The sequence below is a fragment of the Cupriavidus sp. C1SS-2L genome, assembly GCF_057073735.1.
On sequence record NZ_CP172709.1, the window covers coordinates 2,626,536 to 2,648,675 of the forward strand.

Sequence of the window (22,140 nt, forward strand, 5' to 3'; positions counted from 1 at the left end):
CATGAACCCCACTGCGCAGCACGGGCCGATGCCGCCAGCGGCGCGCCGCTGGCGGCCCGGCATGCTGCTGTACGGCGCGGGCGTGGTGCACGCAGGTGCCGCCGCGGCTGTGCTCGCCAATCCGGCCACACTCGGCCTGGCTGCAGCGAGTGTCGGCGTCACGCATTCGGCGCTTGCTACAGTCGGACTGTGGCCGCGCAGCACGTGGCTCGGGCCGAACGTGCTGCGGCTGCCAGCGAACGCCGGCAACAGCGTGGCGCTGACTTTCGATGACGGCCCGCACCCGGACATGACCCCGCGCGTGCTCGACATGCTCGACCGTCATGGCGCGCGCGCCACGTTTTTCTGCATTGGCGAGCGCGCGGCGCGATATCCCGATCTCGTACGGGAGATCGCACGCCGCGGGCATACCGTGGAGAACCACAGCATGCATCACCGGCTCGATTTTTCGCTGTTCGGCCCCTGGCGCATGCGTCGCGAGATCCGCGCCGCCCAGCAGTTGCTGACCGAGATCACGGGACAGCCACCGCGCTATTTCCGCGCGCCGGCAGGACTGCGCAATCTGTTCCTCGAACCCGTGCTGTGCGCGGAGGGACTGCAGCTTGCCGCATGGACCCGGCGCGGCTACGACACGCGCAACGGCGACCATGCCGCGCGCGTCGCGCAGCGCCTCATGCGAAACCTGGCCGCTGGCGACATCCTGCTGCTGCACGACGGCAATAGCGGTGTCGATACGGCCGGCAAACCGCACTGCACGACCGTGCTGCCCAAACTGCTTGCAACAATTACCGATGCGGGCCTGCGCTGCGTGACGCTGCGTGCCGGCATGGCGGCATGGGACTTGCATGCGGCTTGATACAATGGCCGCACCCCGCGTCTCCCACTCAACACATTCCGTGTCGCCGCTCCATCTTTCGCATTTCACTGCCACCAGTTGCATCGGCACCGGGCTTGACGACACGGTGAGCGCACTGCGGGAACAGCGCGGCGGCCTCGCGCCGTGCCAGTTCGGTGATATCCGGCTCGATACCTGGGTCGGCGAAGTGCCGGGCGTCGACAGCGTCACCCTGCCGCCGGCATTGGCGGATTTTACCTGCCGCAACAATAGCCTGGCCCTGCTCGCGCTGGAACAGGATGGCTTCGCCGACCGGGTACGCGAGGCGGTGGCACGCTACGGCGCGGACCGCATCGGCGTATTCCTCGGCACCAGCACGGCGGGCGTGCTGCAGACTGAACTTGCCTACCGGCAACGCGATCCGCAAACGGGCGCGTTGCCTGCAGGCCTCAGCTATGCCGGTACCCACAGTCCGTATTCGCTGCCGGGCTTCGTACGCGCGTATTTTGGCTTGCAGGGCCCGGCCAACGCGGTGTCGTCGGCGTGTTCATCCGGCGCAAAAGTATTCACGTCGGCGCGCCGCCTGATTGAAGCCGGACTGATCGATGCAGCCGTCGTTGGCGGCGTGGACTCGTTGTGCCACACCACGCTGTATGGCTTCGGCTCGCTCGAATTGCTCTCCAACCAGCCATGCCGGCCATTCGATGCCGATCGCAACGGCATCTCGATCGGTGAGGCCGCCGCCTTTGTGCTGGTCGAGCGCACGCCCGATCCCGCACCGGACGGTGCGATCCTGCTGCTTGGCATCGGCGAGTCGAGCGACGCACACCATATGTCGGCACCGCACCCGGAAGGCCTGGGCGCCCGCATGGCCATGGAGCAGGCGCTGACCCGTGCCGGCGTGTCGCCGGAACAGGTCGATTACGTGAACCTGCACGGTACCGCCACGCGCGCCAATGACGCCACGGAAGCGCGCGCGATCTCGGCATTGCTGCCGGGCACGCCATGCAGCTCCACCAAGGGCGCCACGGGGCATACGCTTGGCGCCGCGGGCGCACTCGAAGCGGTGATCAGCGCACTGGCCCTGCGCCACGGGCTGCTGCCGGCTGGCATCAACACCACGCAGATCGATCCCGCGCTTGCGGTGGACTACTGCCTTGCAACGCGCGAACAGCCGCTGCGCCATGTGCTCAGCAATGCGTTCGGCTTCGGCGGTTCCAACTGCAGCCTGCTGCTGGGCCGCGCAACGGGCGCGCAATGACCATGCGCACACCGCTTATCGCTTTCATCGATGGCATCGGGGTGCTCGGCCCGGGGTTGAGCGGCTGGGCACAGGCCAACGAGGTGCTTGCCGGACGGCAACCCTACGAACCTGCGGCGACGGAACTCGCTCCGCCGGACATCCTGCCGCCGGCCGAACGCCGCCGCAGCGGCACGGCTGTCAGGCTCGCGCTCGGCATCGGTCAGCAAGCTGTTGCCGCCAGCGGCATGGAAGCCGCGGACCTGCCTACGGTCTTCACGTCTTCGAGTGCCGATGGGCACAACTTCCACGCCATCTGCGAAGCGCTCGCGCAGCCAGAGCCGATGATGTCGCCGACGCGCTTTCACAACTCGGTGCACAACGTCGCCGCCGGGTACTGGTCGATTGCTACGCGCGCGATGCGCCCGGCCAATGTGCTGAGCGCGCTCGACGCGAGCTTTAGTGCCGGCCTGCTGGAAGCGGCGGCGCAGGTATCGGCCGACCAGGAGCCCTGCCTGCTAATCGCCTACGACTCCGATTATCCGGAACCGCTGCGCACGCTACGGCCCATCGCGGCGCCGTTCGGTGTCGCGATGCTGCTATCGCCGCATCGTTCTGGGCGCTCGCTGGCACAGATAGAAGTGGGACTGGCGCAGGCGCCCGCGACGCCGATGGATGATGCTGCGCTGGAGCACCTGCGCCGCTCGGTACCGACCGCGCGCGCACTGCCATTGCTGCATGCCGTCGCCGTGCAGTCGACCGGCACGGTGGTGCTCGATTACCTGGAAGACCTGCAACTGCAGGTGACGGTACAGCCGCAAACGCAGCGCGGGACTGGCGAATAGCGTGCCGGCCCCGCACACGCCGCTAGACCACGCCTGGATTACAACCCGGATTCCCCATCAGGGCAGCATGTGCCTGCTCGACAGCGTGCTCGACTGGGACGCGGATTTCATTCGCTGCCAGGCCACGAGCCACCGCAGCGTCGACAACCCGCTCCGCGCGCACGGGCGGCTGGCCGCCGTGTGCGGCGTGGAATACGCGGCGCAGGCCATGGCCGTGCACGGCGCGGTGCTGCAGCAAGGCGGGGAGCGCCCGCGCATGGGCTATCTCGCCAGCGTGCGCAAGCTCGCGCTGGACGTCGAACGGCTCGACGATATAGAGGGGCCGCTGACCATCGAAGCCCATCGCGTCAGCGGCGAAGGCAGCAACGTGCTCTATGCGTTCGAGGTCAGCGGTGGCGGCAAGCGGCTGCTTTCCGGCCGGGCGGCGGTGATCCTTGACGTGGCGCCACCCGGCGCCGCCTGAACGCGCTTACGCTTTGGGCGCCGGCAGGATCTTGCCGGACACTGCGCCAAAGCCGACGACGTATCCGTCGCCCGCAGCGAAACCGCTCATCACGACTTCATCGCCGTCCTCGAGGAACGCGCGGCTGCTGCCGTCGGCGAGCTTCAACGGCTCGGCACCGTTGCGCGTGAGTTCGAGCAGGCTGCCGTAGGAATCCGGCGTGGTGCCGCTGATCGTGCCCGAGCCCATCAGGTCGCCCACGCGCACGTTGCAACCCGACACCGTGTGATGCGCGAGTTGCTGCGCCATGGTCCAGTACATCGCCTTGAAGTTGGTGCGGCAGATCGTGGTGGCCGCCGCGGCGCCTTGCGGGCGCAGCGCGACTTCGAGCGCGATGTCGTAGGCGTTCTTGCTTTGCTGCTGCAGGTACGGCAGCGGCTGCGGCGACTGCTCGGGGTTGTCGCGGCGGAACGGCTCCAGCGCTTCCATAGTCACGATCCACGGCGAAATCGAGGTACCGAAGCCCTTGGAATTGAACGGCCCGAGCGGCACATATTCCCACTGCTGGATGTCACGCGCGCTCCAGTCGTTGAGCAGCACCATGCCAAACATATAGTTCGGTGCATCAGCCGTGCTGACCGGTTCGCCCAGTGCCGATTCCTTGCCGACGATAAAGCCGACCTCAAGCTCGAAGTCGAGCTTGCGGCATGCGCTGAAAATCGGGCGCGCTTCGTTGGGCAGCTTGATCTGCCCGTTCGGGCGGCGCAGGTCGGTACCGCTCACCACCACCGAGCTCGCACGGCCGTTGTAGCCGATCGGGATTTCCAGCCAGTTCGGCAGCAGCGCGTTGTCCGGATCGCGGAACATGCGGCCGACGTTTGTGGCGTGTTCCTTCGACGAATAGAAGTCGGTGTAGCCGGGAATCTCGACGGGAAGATGCAGCATCACCTGGTCCATCGGTACGAGTGCGCGGTCACGCAGCGCGGCGTTGTCGCGCAGGGCGGCGTCGGCGCCCGACAGCAGCGCGGTCAGGCGCTGGCGCGTTTCGGACCACACCGGCTTGCCCAGTGCGATGAAGCGGTTGAGGCTGGCGGCGGCAAACGTGCCCTTCGCTGCCACGGGCAGCAGGCCGGCTTCATCGAGCGCAGCCAGATCGAGCACAGCATTGCCGATCGCAACGCCGACGCGTGCAGCCTGGCCCTTCACGGAAAAGATGCCGTACGGCAGGTTCTGCAGGGGAAAATGGGTCTTGCCGTCGTTGGCGGATTCAATCCAGCTGGTGATCGGGGCGGTCATGTGGGACTCCGGAAAATGTCTGTGGCACGCGGATATTGCCGCGTGCCGTTTGTTTGTTTTATGTGGCGTCTGCCGTGCTTAGCGCACGTCCGGGTTGAAATGCTTCTTCAGCCCTTGCCAGCAGGTGTAGTAGTCCTGCTGCAGCGATGCCGAGCGCGCTGCGTACGGCGTGGGCCGGATCACGCCCGGCGTCTCGAACATGAAGGCCATGGTGTCGGTGATGTGGTGCGGCGTCGATGTGTCGGCCGAGGTCGCCTTGGCAAACGTATCGGCATCGGGACCGTGGCCGCTCATGCAGTTGTGCAGGCTCGCGCCGCCCGGGGCGAAGCCGTCGGCCTTAGCGTCGTACACGCCGGTGATCAGGCCCATGAACTCGCTGGCGATATTGCGGTGGAACCAGGGCGGGCGGAACGAGTTTTCCATGGCCAGCCAGCGCGGTCCGAAAATGACGAAGTCGATGGTGTCCACGCCCGGCGTGTCCGACGGCGACTGCAGTACCAGGAAGATCGACGGGTCCGGGTGGTCGAAGCTGATCGAGCCAATGGTGTTGAAGCGGCGCAGGTCGTACTTGTACGGCGCGAAGTTGCCGTGCCAGGCCACCACATCGAGCGGCGAATGGCCGATATCGGCGCGCCACAGATTGCCCTGGAACTTGGCCACCAGCTCGAAATCGCCTTCCCGGTCCTCGTACGCGGCAACCGGGGTCATGAAATCGCGCGGGTTAGCCAGGCCATTGGAGCCGATCACGCCGAGGTCGGGCAGCTTGAACAGCGCACCATAGTTCTCGCAGATATAGCCACGCGCCTCACCATCAGGCAGTTCCACGCGGAAACGCACGCCGCGCGGAATCACCACGATCTCCTGCGGCTCCACGTCGAGCCGGCCCATTTCCGTCACGAAACGCACGCGACCCTGTTGCGGCACGATCAGCATTTCGCCGTCGGCGTTGTAGAAGAAGCGGTCCTGCATCGACTGGTTGGCCAGATACAGATGGATACCGCAACCGGTCATGGCGTCCGGACCCCCGTTGCCTGCCATGGTGACGATGCCGTCGATGAAATCCGTTGGCGTAGTGGGCATGGCCGGCGGGCTCCAGCGCATCTGGTTCGGCGATGGCGGCACCTCGTCGAAGCGGCTCAGGAACCGCGACTGCTCCACCAGCGTGAACGGCTTGTGCACGGCGCCCGGGCGGATGCGGTACAGCCACGAACGGCGGTTGTGGGCTCGCGGCGCGGTGAAAGCCGTGCCTGACAACTGCTCGGCGTACAGGCCGTACGGCGCGCGCTGCGGTGAGTTCTGGCCAACCGGCAGTGCGCCAGGAAGCGCCTCAGTGGCGAACTCGTTGGCAAAGCCGGACATGTAGCCATGTTCGGCCAGTTGGGTGTGCGTAAGGTTCATGGTCGGATCAGCGTCGGGGGTCAGGAGCTTTCGATCGGATGACGAAATGCGAAGTGCGAATGTCGAATTACGAATTGCGTAATGCATTTACCATATCGTAATCATCAGCAATGGACGTGTCAAACCGTTGCCGGGACGCGCGCGGGAAAACGCACATCACAGACGTTGTAGGCGGGAAACGAGGGAAACGCGGAGAGACTCGCGGGAAAAAAGCGCGGGAGGGTTCCGGCCGGGAAAAATATGCCGGCCACGCAGCCGACAGACCGAGGAAAAGCGATGCTTGGACGACAACAACCGGCACAGCGCATGGCACTGTGCCGGTTGCTGCGGTACCTGTCCGGCAGGTGACTGCCTGTGCCGGCCCGTCTGGAACGTGGCCGGTCAGGCAGCCCTGGAAAGCCGAGGCTAGTGGCCCTCGCCCGTACCGGAGCCGAAGCTGCCGGTAGCCGGGCTGGCCGCGGTCGCCGGCGCACTCGGGGCCGCTTGGCCGGCCATCGAGGCTGCCGTGACGCCGCCATTGCGGCTGGCAATAAATGCGTTTACGTCGGCAGCAAGATGCTGCGGCGCCAGGACCACTTCTAGCCCCAGGGCTTCGCATGCGGCCAGGAAGGTCGACATGCGGGGATCGGCTTGGCCAGACTCTGCACGCAGGTAGGCTTCTCGCGAGATTCCCGCCTTGCGGGCAACGTCTTCCTGCTTCAGCTTGCGCGCTCGACGCAACGCCCGCAGTTGCCGGAACGGTTCGCTAGCGCCTCTTGGCACGGCTGTACTGTTCATGTCGGTCTCCAGTCACCAGTGAAAAAAAAGTGCGCGGACGTGCATTCGAGTATAGAGCACGCGAAGCATTCCGTATGTAACTGCCCAAACACTTTGTGCAGATTTCTTGCAACGAAGGTTTTGGAGGCCAAAGCAGGCTGCCGAGGGGCCGAATACTGCACAGAATCGTCGTACCGCCCTGACAGTAACGAGAATGTCGCAATTGCGTTGACGTACAAGGCACACGACGTGACTTGCCCCCGCTTTAGCCGCGGCAACTTCATTGACAAACCGACCGGTCGTGCTATTCTCAATTCCATGCAAAAAGGCCAACTGACGCGTAACGCTATCATCGAACAAGCACTCGACACCGCCGCCAAGGTTGGTTTCGAACAGCTTTCGCTGGCGAGCCTGGCGGCGGACACCAATATGTCCAAGAGTGGCCTGTACGCCCACTTCAAGTCGAAAGAGGCGCTGCAGCAAGCTGTCCTGGAACTGGCGACGGACCGCTTTGCGACCATGGTCGTCCGCCCCGCCATGCGGCAGCCGCGCGGCGTTGCACGCATGGAGGCGCTGTTCGAAGGCTACCTGGAATGGCTGGGCGGCACCGTGACGCAGGGACGTTGCCTGTTCATGGCGCTTGGGCAGGAGTATCGCGACAAGCCCGGCGCGATTCGCGACCAGGTGGTGCAGTCGCTCAAGGACTGGCACAGCACCATTGCGCGCGTGGTCGCGGACGGTATCGAAGAGGGCGAGTTTGCGCCGGACGTCGATGCGCGCCAGTTCGCCTTCGACATGGTGGGTATCGGCATGTCGTTCCAGCAGTCATTCAAGCTGCTGGGCCGCGCCGACGCCGAAACCATGGCCAGGCGCGCATTTGCCGGCCTGCTCAACCGCGCTCGCCAGCGCGCAGCGGCAAACTGAAACCGCCCGAAAGGATTCCGGACGACAGCGTACAGCTATCCAAAAAAAGCACGACTGGTCGTTCTTTATAACAGCGTGGACATTCCGTAACCGCTTTGGTCGGTCCGATCTGCGCACCCCATCAGTTGGAGGTGTTGGTTGTGAGGCAAGGACTTTCATCATCTTCTCCTGGCACCGCCGTGAAACGCACGGCGCCTGCCCTGGGAGCGCTCGCCGCCCTGGCTCGCTTGCGCTGGCAGGCGGGCAGCCTGATCAACCCGGCGGGCACGGCGCGAGCGCTGGAACGGCTCTGGTTCGGACCGCCGCGTGGGACACCGAACGGCGCCGCGCTGCGGCTGCTTGATCGCGCGCGTGCCGACTGGGCGCTCGTTGTTGGCCATGGACCGAGCCGGCGGGTTCGCGTGTACCGGTGGGGCAACAGTGGTCCGGTGGTGTTGCTGGCCCACGGCTGGGGCGGCCATGCCGGCCAGTGGCATGCAGTGGTCGATGGATTGCTCGCGGCGGGTATGCGCGTGGTGGCGTTCGATGCCCTGTCGCATGGCGCGTCGGATGCCGGCGTGCGCGGCAGCACACAGACCTCGGTGCTGGAGATGTCGCGCTCATTGCTGGCGACGGCTTGGCATGCCGGGCCGGTGCACGCAGTGGTGGCGCACTCGCTGGGCAGTGCCGCCACCGCACTCGCGATCCGCGAGGGCCTGCCCGCGCGGGCCGCGGTGATGATTGGCCCGCCGGCCGACATGCACGCCGCGTGCGCCACGATGGCATGGAACCTCGGCATCGGTCCGCGCGTGCTGGCACGCATGCAGCGCGACAGCGAGCAGTGGCTGGGCATGCCGTGGTCCGCGTTCAACGTGCCCGATGTGGGCCGCGCGCGCCCCGTGCCGCCGACGCTCGTCATCCATGACCGGCACGACCGCGAGGTGCGTTGGGAAGACGGCGCCGCCATCGCGGGCGCGTGGCCGCAGGCGCAGTTGCTGACCACCGAAGGCCTTGGCCACCGGCGCATCCTGCAGGACGCCGGCGTGATCGCGCGAATCGCCGATTTCATCGGACCGGCGGCCGCGCGGCCCTTGCCCGGGCTCGCGCTGCCAGACATGGCCTTGCAGTAAGAGCGGGAGAACCGACATGTTCCTGGTCAGCAATGACATGACAGCCACACTGCCCGCACGCACCTCCTTGCGCGTCGTGGCGGACCCTGGCGAGCGCGTCGCCGTGCGCTGCACAGATGGCGAGCTGTGGCTGATCCGCGACGGCGATCCGAAGGACACGTCGTTGGCCGCCAGCGAAAGCTTCACGTTGGCCGAGGCCAGCCGCGTCGAACTGTACGCGGTCACCGCGGCGACACTACGGGTCACCCGCTGCCGCTCCGGCGGCGCCACCATCAGAGGCTGGCGCGGCTGGTACAGGCGCGCCCTCAACCTGGTCTATCCCATGCAATCCAGCGGCTGAAAGCCGCCTTGTTGGCGGGCGACGCAAAGCGTCGTCCCGCTTCATAAGGTGTGGAATTTGCCTGTCAGTTAATTGCTTAATTTACCTCTCGGCAGCCTGTTCCCGAAGCATTTCCCGCAGCCTGAACTTCTGGATCTTGCCGGCCGGCGTCGCCGGCAAGGCGTCCTGCACGATCAGCCGTTCGGGGATGTACTGCAGCGCCACCTTCTGCGCCTTCAGGAAATCCACCATCGCCGGCTTGTCGAAGCCCTGCCCTTGCCTGGGCACGACCACGGCACACGCACGCTCGCCCAGCCGCTCATCGGGATACGCGACGATGGCGACCTGCGCTACGGCAGGATGCCGGTACAGCAGCGTCTCGATCTCGACCACCGGGATGTTCTCGCCACCGCGGATGATCACGTCCTTGCTGCGCCCGGCGATGCGCACGTAGCCCTCTGCGTCGAGCTTCGCCAGATCGCCGGTATCGAACCATCCCTCGGCATCCGTCGCGTTCAGTTGTGGCCGCTTCAGGTAACCGCCGAAGTTCGAGCACGCACGCACGAGCAGGCGTCCAACCTCGCCCGCCAGCACGGAAGCATCCTGCGCATCCACCACCTTCACCTCTACGCCGGGCAACGGCAAGCCGTCCGTCGTCGAGGCACGCTCCTCGCTGTCATCGGGCAACGTTGTCGTTACCGCGCCGTTCTCGCTCATCCCCCAGGCCGAAACGATGCTCGCGCCCAGCGCGGTGCGCGCTCGCTCCACGAGCGCTCCGGGAATCGGCGCACCCGCGCACAGGAACGTACGCAGGCTCGGCACAGGCTGGCCGGACTCCTCCACCGTGCGCGCAAGATCGGTGAGGAATGGCGTCGACCCCATCGTGAACGTGACGCCGGTCTCGCGGATCAGCCTGGCCGCCTGTACCGGATTCCAGATGTCCTGAAGCACCGCATGCGCGCCGAGCACCACGGGCATCATCAGCCCGTACATGAAACCGGTCTGGTGCGCCATGGGCGAGGCCATCAGCACCACATCGCCGGCACCAAGGCGCAGCCGCTCGGCATAGGGAAGGATGTTGGACAGCAGCGTGTTCGCGGTATGCATCACGCCCTTGGGCTCGCCCGTCGTGCCCGAGGTATAGATGAGCTGGGTGACGTCATCGGGGCTGGGGCGGTCGCGCCTCAGGATGGCGGCAGCATCCGGGTCGCTGTCGCGATCGGCGCCGCACAGCATGGCCTCAAACCCGTCGGGACCATCGCTTCCGGTGATCACGACATGACGCAGCGCCGGCAACGAATCGCGCAAGCCTGCCAGCATCCCCGCATGATCAAACCCACGGAACCGCTGCGGCACGACCACGACTTTGCTGTCCGCGTGCGCCAGCATGAACGACAGCTCGCGCTCGCGGAAGATCGGCATCAGCGGATTGAGCACCGCGCCGATGCGCGCGCAGGCCAGATACAGAGCCGTGACCTCCCAGCCATTGGGAAGCTGGCACGACACCACGTCATTGCGTTCGATGCCGAGCCGGCGCAGCCCGACAGCAATGCGCGTGACCATAGCATCGAGCTGACGCCACGTGAAATGCCGCACCGCCCCGCTTTCCACCTGCAGCGACGTGAGCGCCGGGCCGTCGGGCGCACGCGCCACAGTGGCGTCGAAATAATCGTTGATGGTGCGGTCACGCCACAGCCCTGCCGCCACGCTCGCCGCGCGGCGCGGCGCAATCAGTACCGCGTCGAAATCCATGGCTTGTCTCCTGTGTTCTTATGTCGATGGCCCGGCTTGTGCGCGGCCTCAGGCCGGCACCGCAGCGCGCCCGGCACGGTGGCGCGCGATGATGGTCTTCATGATCTGGGCCGTGCCGTCGCCGATCTGGAAGCCCAGCACATCGCGCAGTCGCTGCTCCATCACGCCGCGGTCATAGCCGCCATGCCCGAAGGACAGCAGGCACTGGTGCACCACGTCGTACGCCAGCTTCGGTGCCCACCACTTGCACATGGCAGCCTCGGACGTATGCGGCAGGCCGTGGTCCTTGAGCCAGAGCGTCTGCAGGCAAAGCAGGCGCGCTGCGGTGACCTGCGTCTCGAAATCCGCAAGCGGATGCGATACGCCCTGGAACGCCGACAGCGGCTTGCCGAATGCCTGGCGTTCGGCCACGTATTCCCACGTCTCATCGAGCGCTGCCTGCGCCACCGCCAGGACCTGCAACCCGATCAGCGCACGTGAGAAATCGAAACCCTGCATCACCTGCACAAAGCCCTGACCTTCCGTGCCCAGCAGATGGTCCGCCGGCACGCGCACGTTCTCGAAGAAGATCGAGCCGCGCCCGATCGCGCGCTGGCCGTGGCAATCAAAGCGGTTGCGCGTCACGCCGGGCAGATCCATCGGCACCAGCACGGCGGAAATGCCGCGCGCGCCGTCCTCGACGCTTCCCGTACGCGCAAACACGACCGCGGCGTCGGCCTGGTCGGCTGCCGAAATCGACGTCTTCTCGCCGTTGAGCACGTAACTGTCGCCGACGCGTTCCATGCGCAGCCGCAGGCTGCCCGCGTCCGATCCGCCGCGCGGCTCGGTCAGCGCAATTGCGAACAGCGCCTCGCCCCGGGTGAGGCGCTGCAGCCACGGCCTCCCCACTTCAGGCAAGGCATGCTGCGCGAGGATCTGACCGTTCAGCGACGCCAGCAGGTTGACATACGACATGCTCAGGTCCGCACGCGCAACCGCTTCATGGATCACGCCGGCGGCCAGGCAACCCATGCCCTGCCCGCCGTACGCTTCGGGCAGCTCGGGGCCGATGAAGCCCATCTCGCCCATCTGCCGCATCAGCGAGCGGTCCAGCACGCGCGTCTTGTCGCGCTCCAGGAAACCGGGTGCGATGCACGCATCGGCAAACCGGCGCGCATGCTCGGCCAGCGCCTGCAGGTCTTCGTTGAGGTAGGGATTCATGATGTTTCCTCGATCTGCCTGTCGGCGCCTTACTTCGCGTACTTGCGGAATTCGGGCTTGCGCTTTTCCTGGAATGCCTTGACGCCTTCGCGTGATTCCTCGGTGTCGTAATAGAGCTTCAGCGCATACATGCCCATGCCGGCGATGCCACTCTGGTGAGCGGTGTCCATGTTGAACGAGCGCTTGGCGATGGCGACCGCGGTCGGGCTCTTCTCAAGAATCTCGTCGCACCACTTCTGCACCTCGGCATCGAGCTGCTCGTGCGGCACCACGGCGTTGACGAGGCCCATCGCCAGCGCTTCGGCTGCCGGATAGCGGCGGCACAGGTACCAGATTTCGCGCGCTTTCTTTTCGCCGACGACGCGGGCCAGATAGGCCGTGCCATAGCCGGGATCGACCGAGCCGACCTTCGGCCCGACCTGCCCGAACACGGCCTTTTCGGAGGCGATGGTGAAATCGCAGATCGTGCACAGCACATTGCCGCCCCCGATGGCATAGCCCTGTACTCGCGCAATGACCGGTTTGGGCACGTCGCGAATGGCGTTGTGCAGTTCTTCCATCGGCAGGCCGATGGTGCCCCGCCCGTCGTACTGCCCTTCATGCGCGGACTGGTCGCCGCCGGTGCAGAACGCCTTGTCGCCAGCGCCGGCCAACACGATTGTGCCGATCTCGCGGTCATAGCCCGCGCGATTGATCGCGTGGATCAGTTCGTCGCACGTGCGGCCGCGGAAGGCATTCATCTTCTCCGCGCGATTGATGGTGATCCAGGCCGCGCCGTTGCGGACTTCATAGAGGATGTCTTCGTATTGCATGGTGATCTGTCTCCTGTGTATTGCCGATTAGGATGGCGAGCGCCGGGCTCAGCCGTTCATGGTCAGGCCGCCGGACACGCTGAGCACCTGCCCGGTGATGAATGCCGCGTCGTCGCTGGCAAAGAAGGTAATGGCGCCCGGCAGGTCGTCGGGCTGGCCGATGCGGCCAAGCGGGATCGAACGCGTGAACGCTTCCATGAGCTTTTCGGGGTTGCCCGCGCCCTGCTTGTAGTCTTCGAACAGCGCGGTCTGCGTCGGCCCCGGGCACACCACGTTGACGGTGATGCCGTGGCGCGCATGTTCGCGTGCGATGGTCTTCGAGAACGACACCAGCCCGCCCTTGCACGCGGCATAGACGGCTTCGCCGGACGAGCCCACGCGCGCCGCGTCGGACGCGATATTGACGATGCGGCCCTGCTTGCGCTCCACCATGCCGGGCAACACCGCGTGATGCATATGCAGCGCGCCGGTCAGGTTGATGGCGATCAGGCGCTCCCATTGCGCCGGCTCCGTCTTGGTGAAGGGCCGGAACACGTCCCAACCCGCGTTATTGACGAGGACATCGACGGGCCCCAGCCCTTCCCGCACTGCGGCGACGGCCAGGTCCACGCTGGCGCGGTCCGTGATGTCGCAAGCGATTGCCAGCGCCTTGCCGCCAGTTTCGGCAATACGGTCCGCCACCTTCCGCGCCGCCTCCGCACTGAGGTCGAGCACTGCCACCGCCGCGCCTTCGCGCGCAAAGCGCAAACATGTTGCGCCGCCGATACCACCACCACCGCCAGTCACGATGACCGTTTTGCCTTTCAATCCCTGCATGGCTATCTCCGAGAAGGTCTCCGGTGCTATCGTGCCGCCATTGCGTCACGCGCCGCCACCGAATTAGGTAAATATATTGACCTATACTAGGCTGAGTAGCGTTGTCACGCAAGGCTCTTACACAGTGGATCGGATCATGGTTAACCCGGAATTTGGCGACGATATCGCCCCAAACGCGCGGATGGAACTGGCAAACCGGCTGTTCTTCCGCCTCTATCAATGCGCAAACATGTTGCATAAGACTGGTTCGCGCGCCGTGGAAGCGGAAGGCCTGACCACGCAGCAATGGGCGGTACTGGGTGCGCTGTCGCGGCCAGAGGCAGCCAACGGCATGAGCGTGGGAGATCTGGCGCACTACCTGATGGTGAGCCGCCAGAACCTGTCGGGTCTGGTCAGCCGCATGGAGCGGGACGGCCACGTGAGCCTGGCGCCGGATGCGCGCGACCGTCGTTCGAGGCTCGTGCGGATGAGCGAAACGGGGCGTGAGGTTTGGCTGCACCAGGCGCAGCCGAAGATCCGCGACTACTACGAGCGCGCGCTGGAAGGCTTCTCCACGAACGACCTCACGCACACGCTGCACTACCTGCTCAAGCTGCTGGACAATATGCGCGCGCTCGATACCGGCGCGGCGGACTCCGAAAGCGACTGACCGGCCGTATCACGTTTGCAACGGCGCGCACGATCGGCCGCGCCATCCGCCAGCGCCGCTGACCGGGAAGCCGCCTGAAACGGCCAATGGCGCGCAACTTGCGTAAGCACAGGTTTGCTCAGACGCAAGGGCGCCTTTCTCTCGAGGCGCGAGCGCTTTACCGCGCGACGTCCCGCGGCGAAGACCCTGGCACAGGCTGCCCGGGCAACGCCAACAACGCTCCGAAGCCCTGAACCACCGTCCGCGCGCGCCGCGCCGACGGCGCCTATCCATTCCGCCGGAGACTCACTATGACCCGATACCTCGTGCTGGCCAACTTCACCGACCAGGGCATCCGCAGCGTGAAGGACACGACCAAGCGTGCCGCCGCGGTGCGTGAAATGGGCGCCCAGCTAGGCGTGCAGATGAAGGAGATCTACTGGACGCTCGGCGCTTATGACCTCGCACTGGTCGTGGAAGCACAGGATGATGATGCGATGACAGCCTTCGGCTTGACGGTCGGGGCCCTGGGCAATGTGCGCACACAAACGCTGCGCGCGTTCAATGCCGATGAAATGCAGGGGATTCTCGGCAAGATGCGTTGATGCACTAATCAACGCGAAAAGCGCCTGACCGCTCAATATGCGGCCGGCGCTTTTCGTCTTTCGGGTACGCTCTCGGACCGGGTCAGAACCCTTCCAGCACCAGCTTGCCGATGGTCTTGCCGCCCTCCAGCATCGCATGGGCGCGGCGCAGGTTGGCCGCGTTGATGGCGCCGAGATGTTCGCCTACCGTGGTCTGCAGTCGCCCGGCATCCACCAATCGCGCCACCTCGTTGAGCAGCCGGTGCTGCGCGATCATGTCGGGCGTGCCGAACATCGCGCGCGTGAACATGAATTCCCACACAAACGCCGCGCTTTTGCTCTTGAGCCGTTCCACCGGCAGCGGCGCCGCGTTCTCGACGATCGTGCAGATCTTGCCCTGCGGTGCGATCAGGTCCGCCATGACCGGGAAATGGCCATCGGTATCGTTGAAGCACAGGATGTAGTCGACCTGCGCAAACCCGAGCGCCTTCAATTGCGCAGCCATGTCGCTGCGATGGTCCACGGTATGGTCCGCGCCCAGCCGACGGCACCACGCCTGCGACTCTGGACGCGCCGCCGTGGCAATCACCGTCAGCCCCGCCAGCGTCTTGGCAAGCTGGATGCCGATGGACCCCACGCCGCCCGCACCGCCAATGATCAGCACCGACTTGCCCGCATCGTCGCCCTTGGGCGACACGCCGAGCCGGTCGAACAGCGCTTCCCACGCGGTGATGGCCGTCAGCGGCAACGCGGCGGCGTGCGCGAAATCGAGCGAGGCCGGCTTGTGCCCGGCAATGCGCTCATCCACGAGGTGGTATTCCGCATTGGCGCCGGGACGGGTGATGCTGCCCGCGTAGTAGACAGGATCGCCAACCTTGAACAGGCTGACATCCGGCCCCACGGCGACAACCGTGCCGGCTGCATCCCAGCCCAGCACGCGCGGGTTCGGCTCGACCTGCGGCTTCGGTGCGCGGACCTTGGTGTCGACCGGATTGACGGCGATGGCCTCGACCTTGACCAGCAGGTCGTGGCCCGACGCAGCAGGCGTTTCAAGTTCGATGTCGACCAGAGAATCGGGGTCGGAAATGGGCAAGTAGCGGGTCAGGCCGATGGCTTTCATGGTCACAGTCCGGTGGTTCGTGCCGGCCCGCAGGTGTGCCCGCAAGCCGGTTCAGGGAGATGGACTGTAGCGTAGCCGCAATTGACTTGTTTGATTAGCGGGATTATCCGGCAATCACTTTCCTGCAATACAGGAAAATAGCGCCCACAATACCCTCAGTGAGGTTTCCGCGCCGGGCTCCTGGCCGGGTCTTCGTCGTAGAAACCGGGCGGATAGATCGGATACCGCACAGCCGCGTACACCACCACGGCCGCGCCGATCGCGGTGATCCAGTCGAGCAGATTCGTCATGGAGACTCCTTGCAAAGCGCCGGCCACTATTGCTCCGGCCTTTGCTGAAGTCTACGAAGGTTCCGCCCGCGGTCCAACGATCTATTTCGACTTAGGTTGCTCGGGCTGTGACTTTCGCTGCGCCAGCAACTTCTGGATGGCGGCTTCGGTCTCGGCGTAGCGCCCTTCGCCGTAGTGCTGGTAGACGATCCGCCCGTCGGCATCGATCAGGTAGGTAGCCGGCCAGTAGCGGTTATGGAAGGCCGACCACGTGCCGTAGGCGTTGTCCTGCGCGACCGGATAGCGGATATCGAAGCGCCGGATCGCCTCCTGCACATTGGCGGTCGATTTCTCGTACGGAAACTCCGGCGTATGCACGCCGACGACAACCAGCCCCTGGTCCTTGTACTTCTCGTGCCACTGCTTCACGTACGGCAGCGTGTTGATGCAGTTGATGCAAGAGTAAGTCCAGAAGTCGATCAGCACGACCTTGCCGCGCAGCGACTGCATCGTCAGTGGCGGCGAGTTCAGCCAGTGGTCGATCTCCGTGAACTCGGGAGCCTTGCCCTGGTCGCCGACGGCCGGGCTGGAATAGGCACTGAAGCCGGTGCCGAAGAGGTAGACGGTGACGAGAAGGGCCGCGGCAAGGGCGGCGCGAAATAGTGTGCGCATGGTCAGGGCTGGTCGTTGGGCAGTGGGCGCGGCAGCCGCGTCGCTCGGATAGAACGCGCTGCCACGCTTGCTTGCATTTAAGGCGACCGATGTATCGCGCCCTTAGCGCGTGAAGGCTGCGCTTGCGTGTTTACGTATCGTTGCGGGCGCGCGATACAAACGCATACAAAGTGCCGTGGCTCAGGGCCATCAGCCCAAGCGGACTTCGGCCGCGAGCCCGCCCCCTTCGCGATTGCGCAGCCTGAGCGAGCCGCCCATGGCTACCGCGAGCTGCTGGGCGATCGCCAGGCCCAGCCCGGTGCCGCCGGTCTCCCGGCTGCGCGAGTTTTCAAGCCGCACGAACGGCTGCAGCACCGATTCGAGCTTGTCCTCCGGGATGCCGGCACCGCGGTCCAGCACTTCGATGACCACGGCGTCCTGATCGCGCCGCACGTTCAGTTCCGCCGCGCCGCCGAACTTGATCGCGTTGTCGATCAGGTTCGTCAGGATGCGGCGCAGTGCCTGCGGGCGCGTCTCGATCGCACAGCCCACGCTCTGCTGCACGGTGACGTCCTTGCCGGTGTCCTGATAGTCATACACCAGGCTTTCCACAAACGAACACAGGTCGATCCGTGACATCTTCTCGCCACCGCCGTGCGCCGAGCGCGCATACGCCAGCCCTTCCTTCACCAGCGTCTCGATCTCAGCGAGGTCGTTGACCATCTTGCGCTTCTCCTCGGAGTCGTCGGCCATCTCGGCACGCAGCTTCATGCGCGTGATCGGCGTCTGCAGATCATGGGAAATCGCGGCGAGGATCTGCACGCGCTCCTCCACAAACCGGGCGATGCGCTCGCGCATGGCATTGAACGCACGGGCCGCGCGCGCCAGTTCGGTGGGACCGTTCTCCTCAAGCGGCGGCGTCTTCGCGTTCGGGTCGAGCGCATCGGCGGCATCGGCAAGCTTCACCAGCGGGCGGATGGCCAGCCGCACGGCGAACCAGCAACACACCACCAGCAGCAGCAACTGGATCACCAGCACATAGGGCAGCCATTGCGCGATCGGCGTCATGCGCGGGTGCACATCGATGGTCAGCGGGCTGCCGTCGCTGAGCGTCAGGTGCGCCTGCAATCGCTTGCCATCGCCCGGGATGGATTCCACGCGGACTGCGAAGCGGCCTCCGCCCGCGCCCATGATCCGGTCGGCAATGTCCTGGCCCCGCTGCGTCATCTCCGGCACACCGGGCAGGCCCGGCCCAAGGATGTACTGATAGTTGCCACGATTCAGGCGCGGCAGCCACTGCGGCCGCTCGCTGGCCGGTAACCGATCAAGGATCGCCACCGAGGTGGCGACATCGGTTTCCAGCGTGCCCAGCATCACCTGGCGCGCCGAGATGTAACGCTCGGCGAACAGCACGCCAAACGACAAGCCGTGCGCGACAACCAGGCCGGCGAGCAGGATCAGGAACAGCCGCGCGCCGAGCGTGCGGGGCCACTCCCAGCGCGGCAAGGTCAAGGTCACTGGCGTGCCTCCCGGATTTCCACGGGCATCGAGAACACGTAGCCCTCGTTGCGCACGGTCTTGATATGTTTGGGTTCGCGCGCATCGTCGTTGAGGCGCTGGCGCAGGCGGCTGACCAGCAAGTCGACCGAGCGCTCGAACATCTCGGCCTCGCGGCCCTGCGTGAGGTTGAGCAGCTGGTCGCGGTTCAGCACGCGCTGCGGATGATCGACGAACACGCGCAGCAGCCGGTACTCGGCGCCGCTCAACGCGACGATCGTGCCGTCGCGGTCGATCAGGTGCCGCGCGGTGGTATCGAGCTCCCAGTCCCCGAATGCCAGGACCTGCGCGGCTTCAGTGATCTGCAGGTTCGGCGGCAGCATCCGCGTGCGACGCAACACGGCCTTGATGCGCGCCAGCAATTCGCGCGCCGCAAACGGCTTGGCCAGGTAGTCGTCGGCGCCCATCTCGAGTCCGATGATGCGGTCGGTCTCGTCGTCGCGTGCGGTCAGCATCAGGATCGGCGTAGCCTTGTGCTTGCCCGCGCGCAGTTCGCGGCACAGCACCAGGCCGTCGTCGCCGGGCATCATCACGTCGAGCACGATCAGGTCCACGGTATTGGCTTCCAGGAACGCGCGCATGTGCCGCCCATCGGGCGCCACCGTGGTGCGCAGGCCATTCTTGGTGAGATAGGTGGAGACCAGTTCGCGGATTTCCCGGTCGTCATCGACGATCAGGATGTGGTCGACGTGTGCGTCCATCGTTGTTGCCTCGGCAAAGAGAAAGTGAACGGGCAGCCTGCTTTGCCAGCATTGTATGGGGGTCGGCCGGCGCGCGTGTATCGCCATGTATCTGGCGGCCAGGGCTGCACAAAGCGGTACAAAACCGCCGGTTGGCGACACATGCCGGCCACGCGAAGGCAGTCTGATTGGGCCAAGCCAACAAACGGACCGCATCATGACCTTGCTGATCCTCGCCTACCTGGGCGGTGCCCTGACCATCCTGAGTCCATGCATCCTGCCCGTCTTGCCCTTTGTCCTGAGCCGCACGGGGCAGCCGTTCCTGCGCGGCCGGCTGCCGATGCTGGCCGGGATGGCGCTGACCTTTGCCGTAGTCGCGTCGCTGGCGTCCGCCGGCGGCGCCTGGGCCGTGCGCGCCAATGCCTACGGCCGCATCGGTGCGCTGGCGCTGCTGGCCTTGTTCGGGCTCTCGCTGCTCTTGCCCAAGATGGCGGACACGCTCGCCCGCCCGGCCGTGGCGCTCGGCAACCGGCTGGCAGGCCGCGCCGGGCCGAATGGCGAGGCATCGGCTTCACCGTGGGGCTCGCTGCTGCTTGGCATCGCCACCGGCATGCTGTGGGCGCCTTGCGCGGGGCCGATCCTGGGTCTCGTGCTCACTGGCGCCGCGCTGAACGGCGCCAGCGTATCAACGTCGCTGGCGCTCGCGGCCTATGCCGCCGGTGCGGCGACGTCGCTCGCGGCCGCGCTTGGCCTGGGCGGCCGGGTTTTCGCGGCCATGAAGCGGAGCCTGGGCGCCAGCGAATGGCTGCGCCGCGGTCTGGGCGCAGGCGTGCTCGGGAGCGTGGTGATCATCGGGCTGGGCGCCGACACCGGCCTGCTGGCGCGATGGTCCGCCAGCGGCCCGGCGCGTCTTGAGCAGGCACTGGTTGACGCGCTGCACAAGGACCGCCCGGCGCCGCAGGCGGCCAATGAAGTACCGGCTCCCGGCAACGGCATGCTGCTGGCCGCCAACGACACGCGCGTCGGTTTCCCGACTCCCCTGCCGGCCCTCCCTGTAGAAGGCCGGTTACCCGCCCTCGACGGCGCGGTGCAATGGCTCAACTCGCCGCCGCTGTCGCGCGAGCAGCTGCAGGGCAAGGTCACGCTGGTCTACTTCTGGACCTATTCCTGCATCAACTGCATTCGTACCCTGCCCTACCTTCGTGCGTGGGCGGACAAGTACAAGGATCAGGGCCTGACCGTCGTCGGTGTGCATACGCCCGAGTTCGCGTTCGAAAGATCGACGGATAACGTCCGGCGCGCGGTGGCGGACTTCCGCATTGGCTTTCCCGTGGCCGTCGACAGCGACTACCGCCTCTGGCGCGCGTTCCACAACAGCTACTGGCCCGCCGCGTACTTTGTCGATGCGCGCGGCAATATCCGCCACCACCAGTTCGGCGAGGGCGATTACGCGAAATCCGAACGCGTCATCCAGACGCTGCTGACGGAAGCCGGTAGCCGTACGGTGGCCGGCGATGTCGTCTCCCCCGATGCCGCCGGTGCACAGGCGGCGCCGGACCTGCACAACGTGCGCTCCGAAGAAACCTATATCGGCTACAGCCAGGCAACGAACTTCGCCTCGCCGGGCGAGGTGCGGCCCGACGCTTCTCGGCAGTACACCGTTGGCAAGCTGCTCCTGAACGAGTGGGGCTTGTCGGGCCAATGGACGGTCGGCCCCGAGCAGGCGACGCTGGATCGGGCCGACGGCACCATCCGCTACCGCTTCCATGCACGCGACCTGCATCTGGTACTAGGGCCGGCAGCCAATGGCCAGGCCGTCCGCTTCGTCGTGACGATCGACGGCAAGCCGCCGGGCAAGAGCCATGGTGCCGACACGGACGCCGGCGGCAATGGCGCCGTCACGCAGACGCGGCTCTACCAGCTTGTGCGGCAGGCTGGCGAAGTCGGGGAGCATACGTTCGAGATCCGCTTCGTGGACGCTGGCGCGCAGGCCTACGCCTTCACTTTCGGCTAGCCGCCGGGCCGCTCAGCAGCTGATTCGCCAACGGAATCCACGCAATCCGCAGCCACGAATCGCCGCTTCGGTGCCGACCTGCAACGGTCTGGCCACGAAAGCGGCGAAATCGCACGCGCGGAAGTGTAAACTGCTGGATTTTTCGCTCTGGCGACATGCTTCAAGCACCACGGCGCGCAGGGTTCAGCGGTCCCACGCTGATCCGCCTGCTGGTTCGCCTGACCGGCGACGACGCCCCCGAATCCGGACAATCGCTTTCCGACCAGCTCGGCCAATGGCTTGGCTGGACGGACGCGATCGCCTTGTCCGCCGCGCTGAACGGCAACCCGCCGGCGGCGGCCGGCGCACGCGCGGGCGGCACCGAACAGGCTGACTGCGCCCGCATCAGGGCTGCCCTGACGGCAGCCATTGCGGACGACAAGGCGGGCAGCAACCGACAGCGCGGACGGCCGCGCCCGGCCGCGCCGGAGCCGGCGGAAGCCGTCGTGGACTATGCGGCGTTCCGCCAACGGTACGTCACATTGCAGCAGACCATGGAAACGGAAATCGGCAGCCTGCGCGGCCGCCTGCGGACAACGCTGGCGGCACGCGGCGCTGGCATGACGCGCCTGTCCATGGTCGATGCCGTCATGGAACGCGTGCTCGGCGCGCGCGAACAGGCGCTCCTGGCCACCGTGCCGGGGATGCTCGAAGCGCATTTCACGCGCCTGCGCCAGGCCGAGGAAGCCGCACTGGCGAATGCCCAGACGGCGGGCAAGCCGGCACCCGTGTCGTCCGGTGCCTGGCTGACCGTCTTTCAGAACGATATGCAAAGCGTGTTGCGCGCCGAGCTGGACATCCGCTTCCAGCCCGTCGAAGCATTGCTCGCGGCGCTGCGTGACAGCTAACCCAAC

At 66.0% G+C, this 22,140-nt stretch carries 23 protein-coding genes; 11 read left to right on the plus strand and 12 right to left on the minus strand.

The annotated features are described in order from the left end of the window. The first annotated feature begins 1 nt into the window (after position 1). Genes ACIGJG_RS29880 through ACIGJG_RS29895 form a run of 4 tightly spaced genes read left to right on the plus strand, consistent with a single transcriptional unit; the run spans position 2 to position 3,383 of the window. Complete coding sequence (locus ACIGJG_RS29880; protein WP_483674059.1) at positions 2-856, plus strand: polysaccharide deacetylase family protein; 855 nt, start codon at positions 2-4, stop codon at positions 854-856. Positions 857-896: 40 nt separating this feature from the next. Then, complete coding sequence (locus tag ACIGJG_RS29885) at positions 897-2,096, plus strand: beta-ketoacyl-[acyl-carrier-protein] synthase family protein (RefSeq protein ID WP_220630404.1); 1,200 nt, start codon at positions 897-899, stop codon at positions 2,094-2,096. Further along, the gene (locus ACIGJG_RS29890) at positions 2,093-2,920 is read left to right on the plus strand and encodes a beta-ketoacyl synthase chain length factor (protein WP_483673622.1); all 828 of its coding nucleotides are present in this window, start codon (positions 2,093-2,095) and stop codon (positions 2,918-2,920) included. Before ACIGJG_RS29885 ends, ACIGJG_RS29890 begins: the two co-directional genes overlap by 4 nt. Position 2,921: 1 nt before the next feature. Next, positions 2,922-3,383 (plus strand): hotdog family protein, encoded by a 462-nt coding sequence (locus tag ACIGJG_RS29895; protein ID WP_483673623.1) that lies wholly within the window; start codon positions 2,922-2,924, stop codon positions 3,381-3,383. A 6-nt stretch (positions 3,384-3,389) separates the two neighbouring features. Here the strand turns inward: ACIGJG_RS29895 and fahA are convergent, their stop codons facing one another. The 3 genes from fahA to ACIGJG_RS29910 all read right to left on the minus strand — a co-directional run bounded on the left by fahA (position 3,390) and on the right by ACIGJG_RS29910 (position 6,833). Next, positions 3,390-4,658: a fumarylacetoacetase gene (gene fahA, locus ACIGJG_RS29900; protein ID WP_011300048.1), complete on the minus strand. Its 1,269-nt coding sequence runs from the start codon at positions 4,656-4,658 to the stop codon at positions 3,390-3,392. A 78-nt stretch (positions 4,659-4,736) separates the two neighbouring features. Then, positions 4,737-6,056: a homogentisate 1,2-dioxygenase gene (hmgA, locus tag ACIGJG_RS29905; protein WP_483673624.1), complete on the minus strand. Its 1,320-nt coding sequence runs from the start codon at positions 6,054-6,056 to the stop codon at positions 4,737-4,739. Positions 6,057-6,461: 405 nt separating this feature from the next. Next, complete coding sequence (locus ACIGJG_RS29910) at positions 6,462-6,833, minus strand: helix-turn-helix domain-containing protein (protein WP_084791941.1); 372 nt, start codon at positions 6,831-6,833, stop codon at positions 6,462-6,464. A gap of 297 nt (positions 6,834-7,130) precedes the next feature. Here ACIGJG_RS29910 and ACIGJG_RS29915 point away from each other — a divergent pair, with 297 nt between their 5' ends. The 3 genes from ACIGJG_RS29915 to ACIGJG_RS29925 all read left to right on the plus strand — a co-directional run bounded on the left by ACIGJG_RS29915 (position 7,131) and on the right by ACIGJG_RS29925 (position 9,185). Further along, positions 7,131-7,736 carry a TetR/AcrR family transcriptional regulator gene (locus ACIGJG_RS29915; protein ID WP_011300045.1) on the plus strand — a complete coding sequence of 202 codons (606 nt, stop codon included), beginning with the start codon at positions 7,131-7,133 and terminating at the stop codon, positions 7,734-7,736. Positions 7,737-7,915: 179 nt separating this feature from the next. Then, a complete protein-coding gene (locus ACIGJG_RS29920; RefSeq protein ID WP_235679919.1) occupies positions 7,916-8,845 on the plus strand; it encodes an alpha/beta fold hydrolase in 930 nt (309 codons plus the stop codon). 16 nt (positions 8,846-8,861) lie between these two features. Beyond that, positions 8,862-9,185 (plus strand): DUF2917 domain-containing protein, encoded by a 324-nt coding sequence (locus ACIGJG_RS29925; RefSeq protein ID WP_011300043.1) that lies wholly within the window; start codon positions 8,862-8,864, stop codon positions 9,183-9,185. Between the two features lie 81 nt (positions 9,186-9,266). On the opposite strand, the gene aliA is transcribed toward ACIGJG_RS29925, so the two are convergent. From aliA to badH, 4 genes are read right to left on the minus strand one after another with little or no spacing between them, the layout of a single operon-like run. After that, a complete protein-coding gene (gene aliA, locus ACIGJG_RS29930) occupies positions 9,267-10,916 on the minus strand; it encodes a cyclohexanecarboxylate-CoA ligase (RefSeq protein WP_011300042.1) in 1,650 nt (549 codons plus the stop codon). A gap of 48 nt (positions 10,917-10,964) precedes the next feature. Continuing rightward, positions 10,965-12,116 carry a cyclohexanecarboxyl-CoA dehydrogenase gene (aliB, locus tag ACIGJG_RS29935; protein WP_011300041.1) on the minus strand — a complete coding sequence of 384 codons (1,152 nt, stop codon included), beginning with the start codon at positions 12,114-12,116 and terminating at the stop codon, positions 10,965-10,967. 29 nt (positions 12,117-12,145) lie between these two features. Then, positions 12,146-12,928 (minus strand): 2-ketocyclohexanecarboxyl-CoA hydrolase, encoded by a 783-nt coding sequence (badI, locus tag ACIGJG_RS29940; RefSeq protein ID WP_011300040.1) that lies wholly within the window; start codon positions 12,926-12,928, stop codon positions 12,146-12,148. 48 nt (positions 12,929-12,976) lie between these two features. Then, positions 12,977-13,744 (minus strand): 2-hydroxycyclohexanecarboxyl-CoA dehydrogenase, encoded by a 768-nt coding sequence (badH, locus tag ACIGJG_RS29945; RefSeq protein WP_011300039.1) that lies wholly within the window; start codon positions 13,742-13,744, stop codon positions 12,977-12,979. A gap of 136 nt (positions 13,745-13,880) precedes the next feature. Between badH and ACIGJG_RS29950 the strand changes: the two genes are divergently transcribed. Further along, complete coding sequence (locus ACIGJG_RS29950; protein WP_011300038.1) at positions 13,881-14,393, plus strand: MarR family winged helix-turn-helix transcriptional regulator; 513 nt, start codon at positions 13,881-13,883, stop codon at positions 14,391-14,393. Between the two features lie 290 nt (positions 14,394-14,683). Further along, positions 14,684-14,977: a GYD domain-containing protein gene (locus tag ACIGJG_RS29955; RefSeq protein ID WP_011300037.1), complete on the plus strand. Its 294-nt coding sequence runs from the start codon at positions 14,684-14,686 to the stop codon at positions 14,975-14,977. A gap of 82 nt (positions 14,978-15,059) precedes the next feature. On the opposite strand, the gene ACIGJG_RS29960 is transcribed toward ACIGJG_RS29955, so the two are convergent. From ACIGJG_RS29960 to ACIGJG_RS29980, 5 genes are all read right to left on the minus strand, one after another. Then, positions 15,060-16,076 (minus strand): zinc-binding alcohol dehydrogenase family protein, encoded by a 1,017-nt coding sequence (locus tag ACIGJG_RS29960; RefSeq protein WP_011300036.1) that lies wholly within the window; start codon positions 16,074-16,076, stop codon positions 15,060-15,062. A gap of 155 nt (positions 16,077-16,231) precedes the next feature. Then, positions 16,232-16,366, minus strand: a complete 135-nt coding sequence (locus ACIGJG_RS29965; RefSeq protein WP_272956361.1) for a hypothetical protein — start codon at positions 16,364-16,366, stop codon at positions 16,232-16,234. A gap of 81 nt (positions 16,367-16,447) precedes the next feature. Then, on the minus strand, positions 16,448-17,017 hold the full coding sequence (locus ACIGJG_RS29970; RefSeq protein ID WP_483673628.1) for a thioredoxin family protein: 570 nt from the start codon (positions 17,015-17,017) through the stop codon (positions 16,448-16,450). A 189-nt stretch (positions 17,018-17,206) separates the two neighbouring features. Then, positions 17,207-18,514, minus strand: a complete 1,308-nt coding sequence (locus tag ACIGJG_RS29975; RefSeq protein ID WP_140949264.1) for an ATP-binding protein — start codon at positions 18,512-18,514, stop codon at positions 17,207-17,209. Further along, a complete protein-coding gene (locus ACIGJG_RS29980) occupies positions 18,511-19,254 on the minus strand; it encodes a response regulator (protein ID WP_011300033.1) in 744 nt (247 codons plus the stop codon). Before ACIGJG_RS29980 ends, ACIGJG_RS29975 begins: the two co-directional genes overlap by 4 nt. A gap of 196 nt (positions 19,255-19,450) precedes the next feature. On the opposite strand from ACIGJG_RS29980, the gene ACIGJG_RS29985 reads away from it, so the two are divergent. Continuing rightward, positions 19,451-21,247, plus strand: coding sequence for a cytochrome c biogenesis protein DipZ (locus ACIGJG_RS29985; protein ID WP_483673631.1), 1,797 nt, complete (start codon positions 19,451-19,453; stop codon positions 21,245-21,247). Between the two features lie 155 nt (positions 21,248-21,402). After that, entirely contained in the window at positions 21,403-22,134 is a 732-nt protein-coding gene (locus tag ACIGJG_RS29990; protein ID WP_011300031.1) for a DUF3348 domain-containing protein, read from the plus strand. The last annotated feature ends 6 nt before the right edge of the window (positions 22,135-22,140 follow it).